Genomic DNA, 12,670 nt, shown 5'->3' with positions numbered 1-12,670 from the left:
TTTAAACGTAATTCTGTAATACAGAGGTGATAGAAGAAGGATCTAAAAAACAAATTTTTTCAAGTTGTTCTATAGTGCCATGCTCAATAAAAGTATCAGGAATTCCTAAGATTCTAATCTCCAAATGGTAATTGTGAGTAGCTGCAAAAGCAGCAACGGTTTCTCCAAAACCACCTTTTTTAACACCATTTTCAATGGTAATTACTTTAGAAAATTTATTGAAAATATGATGTAATAATTTTTTATCCAGTGGCTTTAAAAATCGCAAATCATAATGAGCCACATTTGTAGCGTCTTCCATTATTTCAATAGCAGCTGTTACGTTTTTTGCTACACTACCAATACTTAATACTGCAATCCTATTACCTTCTTTCAAGCAAACTCCTTTGCCGATTTCTATTCTTTTAAAAGGTTTTTGCCAATCTATGGTTACACCTCTTCCTCTTGGATATCTAATCGCAATAGGTAAATCAAGTCTTTCCTGAGCGGTAAACATCATATTACGAAGCTCTATTTCATTTCTTGGTGCGAAAATAATGAGGTTGGGAATACAATTAAGATAAGCCAAGTCAAATACGCCGTGATGGGTAGCTCCATCCTCGCCTACCAATCCGGCTCGATCTAAACAGAAAATTACAGGAAGCTTTTGTAAGGCCACATCATGAATTACCTGATCATAGGCACGTTGTAAAAAAGTAGAATAGATATTACAAAAAGGGATTACACCCTGTGTTGCCATACCTGCTGCCAATGTAACTGCATGCTGTTCTGCAATACCTACATCAAAAGCCCTTTCGGGAATAGCTTCCATCATAAACTTTAAAGAACTTCCGGTAGGCATCGCAGGCGTAATACCCACAATTTTTTTATTTAATCTTGCTAATTCTACCAGTGTGTAGCCAAAAACATCCTGGTATTTTGGTGGTAGATTCTCATCGCTTTTAGCAAGTAGTTCTCCAGTATGTCTATTAAATTTTCCTGGAGCGTGATAAAGCACTTGATCTTCTTCTGCCTTCTTAAGCCCCTTACCCTTTGTAGTTATTACATGCAATAACTTAGGTCCTTTAATTTTCTTAAGACGCTCCAGCTCTTTCAAAAGTAACTCCAGATTATGCCCATCAATAGGTCCCGAATAATCAAAATTTAGTGCTTTAATAATATTATTAGCAGCTAATTTTTTGTCATTTTTTACATTTGTAAGGTATGCTTTAAGTGCTCCCACACTTGGATCTATACCAATCGCATTATCATTGAGAATAATCAGTAAATTAGCATCAGTTACTCCTGCATGGTTCAAGCCTTCAAACGCCATTCCACTAGCAATAGAAGCATCTCCTACTACTGCAATATGATGTTTTTCTAGTGCTCCCTTCAAATTAGAAGCAATTGCCATACCTAATGCTGCCGATATAGCCGTTGAGCTATGTCCGGTTCCAAAAGTATCATATGCACTTTCCCCTCTTTTGGGAAATCCACTTATCCCATCAAGACGTCGGTTCGTATCAAATATATCCTTTCTTCCAGTAAGTATTTTGTGTCCATACGCTTGATGCCCAACATCCCATACCAGCAAATCATCCGGAGTATTAAAAACATAATGCAAGGCAATGGTGATTTCTACAACTCCCAGACTTGCTCCGAGATGCCCCTCTTTAGCCGAAACTATGTCAATAATAAACGCTCTTAATTCACGAGCCAACTCAGGAAGCAATCGTTGATCAATTTTCCTTAAGTCTGCAGGATCATTTATTTGAGAAAGTAAATCTTTTGGCATCGTACAAAAGTACGCCATGAAATTGTATTTTTGTTTCAATGGAAAACATTTTTGATGACAACTACTTTATGCGCAAAGCACTTCAGGAAGCTAATACTGCATATGATAAAGGAGAAATTCCTGTAGGTGCTGTAATTGTTATTGATAACCGTATTATTGCTAGAGGGCATAATTTGACTGAAACTCTTAACGATGTGACGGCACATGCAGAAATGTTAGCCATCACTGCTGCAGCCAATTTTCTAGGTGGCAAATATTTAAAGAACTGTACTTTATATGTCACGCTAGAGCCTTGCCAGATGTGTGCTGGAGCTTTGTACTGGAGTCAAATCCATAAAATTGTTTTTGGAGCTATAGATAATCAAAGAGGCTGTGGAGTTATGGGAACTAAATTACATCCTAAAACCATTATTTCTGGAGGTGTTTTGGAGAATGAATCTAGTGCTTTGTTAAAACGCTTTTTTATAGAAAAAAGAAACCTAAATTAAACCTCATTCTAAGGTATAAAAAAAGCGCTAATTCAAATTAGCGCTTGACAATCAAAATAAAATATTATTTAATCGATTACTCTTACATCAGCAGCAACCCTACCTTTTCTTCCTTCTTCTTCTTCATATTCTACTTTGTCACCATCTCTGAGTTCTACCCCATTTAAACCTGAAACGTGAACAAAAATGTCTTTACCTGTTTCGTCGTTTGTAATGAATCCATATCCTTTAGACTCATTGAAAAATTTAACTGTACCTGTCATTGTAATAAATAAATTAATTAAAAAACAAAAATATAATATAATTAATAGTCACGAAAATAAAAACATATTTTTGTAAAAAATTTATTGATTATCAGGCTTTTCAGAGTTTTTCTGATGCATTTTATTGAGATTCTCTTGAGTAAACATATAATCTTTTATATTTTTCCCCTTAGAATAATAGTAAATAAATATGGGCATTAAAATAAAGGCTGACGCTAAAATGGCAATCCCAATTAAACGATCTCCAAAAATGTGATCGCCAGAATTCTTATAATAATAGCCCACACAGATGGCCAATAAGATGGAGATGAAAATAATTCTAATAATCCATTTCATTCAAGAAAATTTTTAGTCTGTAAAGTTACACTTTTAAACTAGTTATGATTTTATCTGGTAACTTCAATGAGCTTTCTTCTATAGACAGTAAGTAATTTAGATTTAGATATAAATCCCTTATATGCTCCGTTTTCAGTTACAGGTAAATTCCAAGCACTACTGTCTTGAAATTTTTTCATCACTTGAGTCATCTTATCTTTGTCTGCTTCAATAATTTCAGGGGGATGCTGCATTACATCTTGAGCTGTAAGATCATTGTATAATGAGCGATCAAACATAATAGGTCTTAAATCATCCAACAATATAATTCCTAATAAAGAATGGTCTTCTTTACTAACAACAGGGAAAATATTACGATTGGATTTTACGACTGCGTTATGCACAATTTCTCCTAAATTCATTTCTGGATATAGTGTAATAAAATTAGTTTCCAAGACTCTTTCAATATTCATAAGCGTAAGTACTGCATGATCTTTATTATGTGTAAGAAGTTCTCCTTTTCTACCGAGTTCCATAGTGTAAACAGAATGCGGATATATATACTTTGTAAGTGAAAAGGATATTGCAGCGGTAATCATTAGAGGAATAAATAATTCGTAACCACCTGTAAGTTCTGCAATCAAAAATATCGCCGTTAATGGTGCATGTAAAACCCCTGCCATCACACCAGCCATCCCTACCAAGGTAAAGTTACTTTCTGAAACCTGAACTCCTAATCCTATATTGTTTAGTATCTTAGCAATACAGTTACCCATAATACTTCCCATAAACAAAGTAGGCGCAAAAATACCACCTACCCCTCCAGCACCAAAGGTAAGACAACTTGCTATTACCTTAAAAAAGACCAATCCTGCGAGTAAACCAATTACAACCCACACATTTGAAAGGTCAAGTTGAAAAAAATTGTTTTTTAAAGCTAATTCGGGGTTTCCCTGAACCAGATTATTGATCACATTAAAACCTTCACCATACAATGGAGGTATAAAGAACACAAGAATACCAATGCCTAATCCCCCAAAAATCAAACGCCTCATCTTTGATTTCATTTTATCAAATAAGCGCTGTATCCTATCATAAGCTTCCGTAAAATAAATGGATGTAATTCCGCCTATAACTCCTAGAATAAGATAGAAGGGTACATCACTAATTACAAATTTATCTTCAATACGAAAAGGCAGTAAAATATCTGAACCAAAAAAGAAATAAGAGGTAATAATTGCTGAGACTGAAGCTAATAATAGTGGTAATAATGATGCCAATGTAAGATCTAAACTAAAAACCTCTACCGCAAATATGATCGCAGCTACAGGTGCCTTGAAAATAGAAGACATTGCGCCAGCCGCAGCACAACCAATTAAAAGAGTACGGGTTGTTTGATTCATATGAAACATTCGGGCAATATTGGAGCTTATGGCAGCCCCCGTTGCTACCGTAGGTCCTTCAAGACCTACAGACCCTCCAAAACCCACGGTAATAGGTGCTGCAATTAAAGAGGCAAACATTTGGTAGCTCTTCATAATTCCTTTACGCTTTGAAATAGCGAACAGCGTAGATGGAATACCATGACTTACCCTTGCTTTGATTATATACTTTATAAAAAGAAATACAATCGTGAAACCAATAACTGGAAACACAAAGTAAAAGGCTTTGTGATAATATTGTACCAGATTACCTTCTAACAAATGCTGAATAAGATGTGTTAAATTTTTAATCAGTAGTGCTCCAAAACCGGAGATAATTCCTATTAAAATACTGAGAAATGCAACAAATTGTTTATGAGATATATGCTTTGCCTTCCAAATGAGAAACCGGGTTAGCAACGATCTTTTTATGTTATGCATGACTTATGGGATCACTTAGGAATACATTATTATCTCTACTAATGTAACAAAAAATCAATAGTAACCATGAGCACTCACAACATATCATTTACGATAAATCATACTATAACAGATCTTTCTTAAGACTTCAAGGCAATGCCTAACTCATCTAACTGCTCTTGATCAAGAACTGCTGGCGCATCTATCATCACATCACGTCCTGAATTATTTTTAGGAAACGCAATATAATCGCGAATGGTTTCTTGACCTCCCAAGATGGCAACCAACCTGTCAAACCCAAAGGCAACTCCTCCATGTGGAGGCGCCCCATATTGAAAGGCATCCATTAGAAATCCAAATTGTGCTTTTGCTTCCTGTTCTGTAAAGCCTAAAAGCTCAAACATACGTGCCTGCAAAGTTTTGTCATGAATTCTGATAGATCCTCCTCCAATTTCATTCCCGTTTAAGACAAGGTCATAAGCATTAGCTCTTACCTTTCCAGGATTGGTATCAAGAAGTTCAATATCTTCTGGTTTTGGAGATGTAAAAGGATGATGCATTGCATGATAGCGATTTGATTCTTCATCCCATTCTAACAATGGAAAATCTACCACCCAAAGCGGTGCAAATTCTTCTGGATTTCTAAAACCTAATTGCTCTGCCATCTCCATTCTAAGGGCACTCAACTGCGTTCTGGTCTTATTTACAGACCCTGATAGAACTAAAATAAGATCTCCCTTATTCGCTCCAGTGACTTCCGCCCAGTTTGCCAAGTCCTGCTGATCATAAAATTTATCTACTGATGATTTAAAACTCCCATCTTCATTATATTTAACATACACCATTCCTGAGGCACCTATCTGAGGGCGTTTTACCCAATCTGTCAATGCATCTATTTGTTTTCTTGTATAAGTAGCAGCTCCAGGAACAGCAATTCCTACTACTAATTCTGCCGAATTAAAAATTGCAAAGTCCTTATGTTGGGCAACTTCATTAAGTTCACCAAATTTCAACCCAAAACGAATATCTGGCTTGTCATTGCCATAGGTTTTCATAGCTTCCGCATATGTCATTCTCGGAAACTCATCTACCTCTAATCCCTTAATAGATTTTAGAAGATATTTGGTAAGATCTTCAAATGTTTGTAATATATCTTCTTGTTCTACAAATGACATTTCACAATCTATTTGTGTAAATTCTGGCTGCCTATCTGCCCTTAAATCTTCATCACGAAAACATTTCACAATCTGAAAGTACTTATCCATACCACCAACCATTAACAACTGCTTGAACGTTTGTGGAGATTGTGGTAGTGCATAAAACTGCCCCTCATTCATACGTGAAGGAACCACAAAATCTCTGGCACCTTCTGGTGTTGATTTTATTAAATAAGGCGTTTCTACTTCAATAAATCCTTGTTGTGAAAGGTAATTCCTCACTTCCATAGAAACTTTATGCCTGAATAATAAGCTTTCTTTAACAGGGTTTCTTCTAATGTCAAGATAGCGATATTTCATTCGCAAATCTTCTCCACCATCAGTAGTATCTTCAATAGTAAATGGTGGAATCAGCGCTTCATTAAGAACTGTTAGTTTTTCTACTAAAATTTCTATTTCCCCAGTTGGAATTTTGGAATTTTTGGAAACCCGCTCTATAACCTCACCAGTTACTTGAATAACAAATTCTCTGCCAAGGGCTCCTGCCTTATCTAATACCTCTTTTGGAGTGCGTTCTGCATCAAAAATTAACTGAGTAAGACCATAGCGATCTCTTAAATCAACCCAAATTACAAATCCTTTATCTCTTGTCTTTTGAACCCAGCCAGCTAAGGTTATCTTTTTACCAGCATCTGCAAGTCTAAGCTGCCCGCAGTTATGACTTCTATACATACCAATTCCTATTTTTGCGCTGCAAAGGTACTAAAGAAATAGCATGAACAATAATCACGTAAATAAAAGAAATAAACGATTGAAAATCAGAAGTATGATATAATAAATGCGCGAATTTTAGCATATCTATAAGGTTAATTTAATAATTATGTTAATTTTATGAAAAAATTTACAAAATATACAAACCAGAACTCACACAAAAACTAAAAATTTAAATCCTTAATTATTATGAAACAAAATGTATTTAAAAGGGCTTCGTTGGTTCTTATGTTGTTTTGTTCCTTCACCTTATTTTCACAGGAAGTAATTACCGGAACGGTTACAGAAGCCGAATCTGGTTTGCCTATTCCTGGTACGAATGTGGTTGTGAAAGGAACTACAATAGGAACTACAGCCGATTTTGATGGTAACTTTCGTTTAGAGGTTACCAACTTTCCGGTTACACTTGTTTTTACAAGCCTAGGCTTTGCAGATAAAGAAATCTTAGTTCCTTCTGCTCAAAATATTACAGTATCACTATCCGAAGCCGCTACCGGATTAGAAGAAGTGGTGGTAACTGGTCTTGCAACTTCCGTTAAAAGAGCTAACTCTGCCAATGCAGTTTCATCCATTTCGGCAGAAAAACTAGTTGGGATTGCGCAACCACAAACACTTGACGGAGCTTTAGCTGGAAAATTTACTGGGGCCATCGTAAGTGCTAATTCTGGAGCACCTGGTGGAGGTTTATCTGTAAAACTTAGAGGTATTACGTCTGTTTTTGGAAATTCACAACCGCTCTACATTGTAGACGGAGTTTATGTTGATAATTCTTCTATTCCAGCTGGTTTAAACGCCGTATCTGCTGCTGCTGCAGGCGGTAGTGCTTCCAATCAAGATAATCCTTCCAATCGTATTGCGGATATAGACCCAAATGATATTGAAAATATTGAAATACTAAAAGGTGCTTCCGCAGCGGCTATCTATGGCTCTAGAGCAGCAGCCGGGGTTGTACTCATAACTACTAAAAAAGGAAAGCAAGGTAAAACACAGTTTGATTTTACACAATCTGTTGGTTTTACAGCTGCCATAAACCTTCTTGGGCTTAGAAATTATAATGAAGATCGCGTTAGAGCTTCTTTTGGAGATGATGCTGTAGCAGATTTCATAGCGGCGAGGGATGCTGGAAACCTAACAAATTATGAAGACGAGCTTTACGGTGAAAACGGATTCATAAGCAATACCGCTATTAGTGCTCGTGGTGGTGGTGAAAAGACCACCTTTTTTGCAGGCTTTAGTCATAAAAACGAAAATGGTATTGTAAAAAGAACAGGATATGAAAAAACTTCCATACGTCTTAATATGGAGCATAAGGTTTCAAATAACTTAAAACTAAGCCTCAATACTAATTACATTAATTCTTCTACTGACCGAGGATTTTTTAATAATGATAATTCCGGAACTACCATTGGAGTTACACTTACTGGCTTACCGCCTTGGGTAGATTTATTCCCAGATGAGAATGGTAATTATCCAGATAACCCTAGTGGTGCATCAAATCCGCTTCAAACAAGGGATTTGATTACAAATAATGAACAGGTAAACCGAATCATTATGGGTGGATCACTTGACTGGGATATCTATAAAAATAGTAAATCTAGTCTTAAATTATTAGCGCGTGCTGGTTTAGATAGTTATGATTTGACCACTCTTGCCATTTTTCCTAAAGAATTGCAATTTCAAAAACCTTCTAATGGAGGAGTAAATGGGGTATCTGTTCAAGGAAGCACTGTAAATAAAAATCTGAATTTTTCAGCCTTTCTTATTCACAACTATTTTACAGATAATAACTTAAACTTTCGTACTCAGGCAGGTTTGACAAATGAAAATTTTAATCGTAATTCTTATCTTATTACTGCGCAAGACCTTATTGCATCAGAAACTAATATAGATCAAGCCGGATCACAACAGGCAACTCAATTTAGGTTACGACAAGAAGATTCTGGTTTTTTTGTACAGGAAGAGGTAAACTACCAAGATAAACTTATTGGTACTCTGGGGTTACGAGGAGATAGGTCTTCTAATAATGGAGATGCCAACAAATTCTATTACTATCCAAAAGCTTCTCTAGCGGCCAACCTTCACAACTTTGATTTTTGGAGTCTACAGGAGATAGATCGTTTAAAGTTACGGGTTGCTTATGGTGAAGCTGGTAACTTTCCGGCATTCGGACAATTATTTACTTCATTCAATAGTACTCTTATCGCGGGAATTGGTGGGGTAAGTACTAATGGTATAAGCCTTGCAGGGGTACTAGGAAATCCAAATTTAGGCCCTGAAAGACAAAAAGAACTGGAACTTGGTTTTGATGCTGGTTTTCTCAATAATAAAATAGGTGTTAGCTTTACTTATTACAATAAACAAGTAGACGATCTTATATTAAATGCAGCAAATGAACCGTCATCCGGATTTACTACGGAAGTAGTGAATGCTGGTAGTCTTAAGAATAACGGTTTTGAAATAGGCCTTAATTTTGCTCCCTATAGCACAGAAACTTTTAGTTGGAGTAGTGATGTAAATTTCTGGAAAAACCAATCTGAAATTACAGAACTTAATGTACCCGCTTTTAATCTAGGAGCTTTTGGTGCAACTTTAGGTACTTTTAGAATAGAAGAAGGAAAAAGTGCTACTCAAATCGTAGGGATAAGCCCAGACGGCTTAGTAAAATTTGGCGATGCAGAACCTGATTTTCAAATGACATTTAGTAACAACTTCGCATACAAAGACTTTGAGCTTTCATTCTTGTTTCATTGGAAACAAGGAGGAGATAATATAAATCTTACTACCTTATTGACAGATCTTAATGGCACAAGTGCTGATTATGACGATACCGGCTTAGATCCTTCTGGAACATTGCCTAATGGAGACTACCGAGTGAGTCAATTAGGAACTTCTGCTGCTGTATTTGTAGAAGATGCTTCTTACTTGAGGTTGAGAGAACTTGGTTTTTATTACAATTTACCCTCTTCTCTTTTAGAGAAATGGTTTGGAGAGTTTGTATCTGGAGCAAAGTTAGGATTTACAGGAACAAACCTGATTAATATCTTTGACTACAACAGTTATGATCCTGAAGTGTCAAATTTTGGATCAAATGGAATTTCTACGGGTGTTGAAGTGACACCATTCCCTTCTTCCAAGCGTTTTATGTTCCATTTTTCAGTTAATTTTTAAAAGCGATAATCATGAGAAAAACAATCAAAAATATATCTTTAGCTCTTATCGCAACTGTATGTATTACAGGGTGTGAAGTAGAAGAGTTTTCAGACCTCAACAGTCCTGGACTGGAAGCAATTCTAGAAAATCCAACTTTGGGTGATATTCAAGATCTATTAGGAGGAATGCAAGCGAGCATGCGAAATAGATTAGGTACTTACTATGACGATGTAGGGGTAATTGGCAGAGAATATTACAGATTCTCAAGTTCAGACCCTAGATTTACTTCAGATTTGTTAGGACGTGGTACTGCCATTCTAGATAATAATACCTTTTACATTACAAATCCATGGGCTTCCCGCTACAACGTGGTTAAAAGTACCAATGTTGTATTAGAGGCTGTAGATATTACTAATTCTGCTATTTCTGATGAAGAAAAAGATGCTATTCGTGGTTTCTCTAAAACCATCAAAGCGTATGAATTATTACTTAATCTAAATCTTACATATAACAACGGTATTCGTGTTGACGTGGAAGATCCTGCTAATTTAGGACCGTTTTTAGATTATACTGCTTCTCTAGCGGCTATAAGAAGTTTATTAGAAGAAGGCGCTACCAATTTAAGTGCTGGAGGAGATTCTTTTCCCTTTGAATTATCAAATGGCTTTAATGGATTTTCTACCCCCGCTTCATTTCTTGAAGTTAATAAAGCAATTTCTGCAAGAATAGCGGCGTATCAGGGAGATCTTTCGGCATTGTCTAATTTTCTTGATGATTCATTTTTTGATCTTACTGGCGATTTAAATACAGGAGCATTTTATGTATTCTCATCAGATGGTAACGATGTGTTTAATCCAATGTTCTTTGCTTTAAATTCATCCACAGCAGGTGCACGAATTGCTCAACCAGACTTTGTGCCCGATGCAGAAACAGGAGACGAAAGACTTTCAAAAGTAGTTTTGAGGAATTCTTCATTAACCTTAGATGGGTTGACAGGTGATTATGATGTTTTTGTATATACTTCAAACACATCGCCTATACCCATTATTAGAAATGAAGAACTGATTTTATTGTATGCCGAAGCTAATCATATTAGCGATCCTAATGAAGCGGTTGCTGCAATAAATATCGTTCGTAACGCTGCCGGCCTTCAGAATTATTCAGGAGGAGTAACACCAGAAGATTTGGTGAATGAAATCTTAATACAAAGAAGATACTCTTTATACGCAGAAGGACATCGATGGATAGATATGAGAAGATTTGAAAAATTAAGTGAACTACCTATAGATAGAACTGATGATGATGTATGGACACAGTTTCCTATCCCACTAAATGAAAATCAATAATCATTCATTTAACAATATCCATAAAAGGGCATTCTTAAAGAATGCCCTTTTTTTATAATCCTAGAACATGAGGTCAATTTGTTGAATCACAGTTTATTAAGCAATTAATGTTAACTTAATGTAAATTAAATGTTATCTGAATGTTTGAATATTGTAAAATTTATGTACTTTTGTAATGTAAATGCTATGTAAACATTAATTTAAAATATTCACTACATGAAAAAGATAGTCCTCATATTCGCACTTATATTTACAGTAACCTTATTTGCTCAGGAGAATAAACCCGTTCTGGAAAAGCAAGGAGAACTAGTGAAAGCTACTTATTATCATGATAATGGAGAAGTTGCTCAAATTGGTTTTTATAAAAATGAGAAACCCCATGGGGAGTGGATTGCATACAACAATGAAGGTGATAAAATTGCTATTGGCGAATACAATGTAGGTAAGAAAGTAGGCAAATGGTTCTTTTGGAATGATACACAACTAAGTGAAGTTGACTATACAGAAGGACGTATTGTAAACGTCACCAAATGGGATAATGCCAAATCTATCGTAATTAATTAATGTTTAATCCTTAAAAATTATATAAAAGCCTGAAATAGAAATTTCAGGCTTTTCTCTTATTAATACAAGTTTACTTATAAAATGCTCTAAGTATTTATTCTACCACTAACCTCTCATACCTCTTAATTCACATCAAGATCGAAAAGTTCACAGTATAACCTTACATTACATCTAGTTACAAAAACAGTCTCCCAACATTCATAGACTTGGATTGGTTGAGTATAAGTTCCTTCTTTAACACAGGCTGCTTCTAGTTTACTAATAGCTGTTTTCTAAAGCTGTAATTTTTTAAGATTTTGCTTTTTCATGTTTAACAAATTAAAAGTTATACTTGAAATTAATAAATATGAATGCAAAATGACATTTTAATTAAATTAAAAATTGTAGTATTTATCTTAACTAACTAAAACTATATATTCTATGCAATAAGAATTACTTTGCAGATGTGCTTAGCGCATACCGATAAATAAATATGTATCTTTGTACCACAGAAAAAAATAAAAATTGTAGATATGTATCCAGCAGAATTAGTAAAACCTATGAGAGAAGACCTTACTAAGGTAGGGTTTACAGAGCTCCATACTGCGGAAGAAGTAGATGCCGCAATGAGTAAGGAAGGAACCACCCTTGTGATGGTTAATTCAGTATGTGGATGTGCTGCTGCTAACGCACGTCCAGGAGCCAGAGTATCTTTACAAAACACAAAAATTCCTGATAATTTAGTAACCGTATTTGCAGGAGTAGATCGTGAAGCTACCGACAAAGCAAGAGCTTATATGGTTCCTTTTCCTCCTTCATCTCCTTGTATAGCCTTATTTAAAGACGGAGAATTAGTTCATATGTTAGAAAGGCATCATATTGAAGGTAGGCCAGCAGAGCTAATTTCAGACAATCTTATAGACGCATATAACGAACATTGCTAGTTAAGATATTCCTTGAAATATATAGAAAACCGCTTAGGCGGTTTTTTTTATTAATCAATAGATTGTTAACCATTTCTT

10 protein-coding genes are annotated in these 12,670 nt (G+C 35.5%); 5 read left to right on the top strand and 5 right to left on the bottom strand.

Translation table 11 applies throughout. From position 1 onward, the window contains the following. Position 1: 1 nt before the first annotated feature. Positions 2 to 1,774: a 1-deoxy-D-xylulose-5-phosphate synthase gene (locus tag WBG07_RS11265; RefSeq protein WP_340201679.1), complete on the bottom strand. Its 1,773-nt coding sequence runs from the start codon at positions 1,772 to 1,774 to the stop codon at positions 2 to 4. 38 nt (positions 1,775 to 1,812) lie between these two features. Between WBG07_RS11265 and WBG07_RS11260 the strand changes: the two genes are divergently transcribed. Then, entirely contained in the window at positions 1,813 to 2,262 is a 450-nt protein-coding gene (locus tag WBG07_RS11260) for a nucleoside deaminase (protein ID WP_340201370.1), read from the top strand. A gap of 68 nt (positions 2,263 to 2,330) precedes the next feature. On the opposite strand, the gene WBG07_RS11255 is transcribed toward WBG07_RS11260, so the two are convergent. The 4 genes from WBG07_RS11255 to aspS form a co-directional block, all read right to left on the bottom strand. Then, a complete protein-coding gene (locus WBG07_RS11255) occupies positions 2,331 to 2,525 on the bottom strand; it encodes a cold-shock protein (protein ID WP_340201368.1) in 195 nt (64 codons plus the stop codon). Between the two features lie 81 nt (positions 2,526 to 2,606). After that, on the bottom strand, positions 2,607 to 2,861 hold the full coding sequence (locus WBG07_RS11250; RefSeq protein WP_340201366.1) for a hypothetical protein: 255 nt from the start codon (positions 2,859 to 2,861) through the stop codon (positions 2,607 to 2,609). A 50-nt stretch (positions 2,862 to 2,911) separates the two neighbouring features. Continuing rightward, positions 2,912 to 4,702: a chloride channel protein gene (locus WBG07_RS11245; protein WP_340201364.1), complete on the bottom strand. Its 1,791-nt coding sequence runs from the start codon at positions 4,700 to 4,702 to the stop codon at positions 2,912 to 2,914. A 119-nt stretch (positions 4,703 to 4,821) separates the two neighbouring features. Then, complete coding sequence (aspS, locus tag WBG07_RS11240; protein WP_340201362.1) at positions 4,822 to 6,570, bottom strand: aspartate--tRNA ligase; 1,749 nt, start codon at positions 6,568 to 6,570, stop codon at positions 4,822 to 4,824. A 228-nt stretch (positions 6,571 to 6,798) separates the two neighbouring features. On the opposite strand from aspS, the gene WBG07_RS11235 reads away from it, so the two are divergent. The 4 genes from WBG07_RS11235 (at position 6,799) to WBG07_RS11220 (ending at position 12,592) form a co-directional block, all read left to right on the top strand. Beyond that, the gene (locus WBG07_RS11235; RefSeq protein ID WP_340201361.1) at positions 6,799 to 9,777 is read left to right on the top strand and encodes a SusC/RagA family TonB-linked outer membrane protein; all 2,979 of its coding nucleotides are present in this window, start codon (positions 6,799 to 6,801) and stop codon (positions 9,775 to 9,777) included. A gap of 11 nt (positions 9,778 to 9,788) precedes the next feature. Beyond that, a complete protein-coding gene (locus WBG07_RS11230) occupies positions 9,789 to 11,105 on the top strand; it encodes a RagB/SusD family nutrient uptake outer membrane protein (RefSeq protein ID WP_340201359.1) in 1,317 nt (438 codons plus the stop codon). 216 nt (positions 11,106 to 11,321) lie between these two features. Then, the gene (locus WBG07_RS11225; RefSeq protein ID WP_340201358.1) at positions 11,322 to 11,669 is read left to right on the top strand and encodes a toxin-antitoxin system YwqK family antitoxin; all 348 of its coding nucleotides are present in this window, start codon (positions 11,322 to 11,324) and stop codon (positions 11,667 to 11,669) included. Positions 11,670 to 12,181: 512 nt separating this feature from the next. Continuing rightward, on the top strand, positions 12,182 to 12,592 hold the full coding sequence (locus WBG07_RS11220) for a BrxA/BrxB family bacilliredoxin (RefSeq protein ID WP_340201357.1): 411 nt from the start codon (positions 12,182 to 12,184) through the stop codon (positions 12,590 to 12,592). Positions 12,593 to 12,670: the final 78 nt, after the last annotated feature.

This window comes from Ascidiimonas meishanensis, assembly GCF_037782385.1.
In the GTDB taxonomy this organism is placed as follows: Bacteria; Bacteroidota; Bacteroidia; order Flavobacteriales; family Flavobacteriaceae; genus Ascidiimonas; species Ascidiimonas meishanensis.
This window is presented reverse-complemented; position numbering and strand designations above follow the sequence as displayed.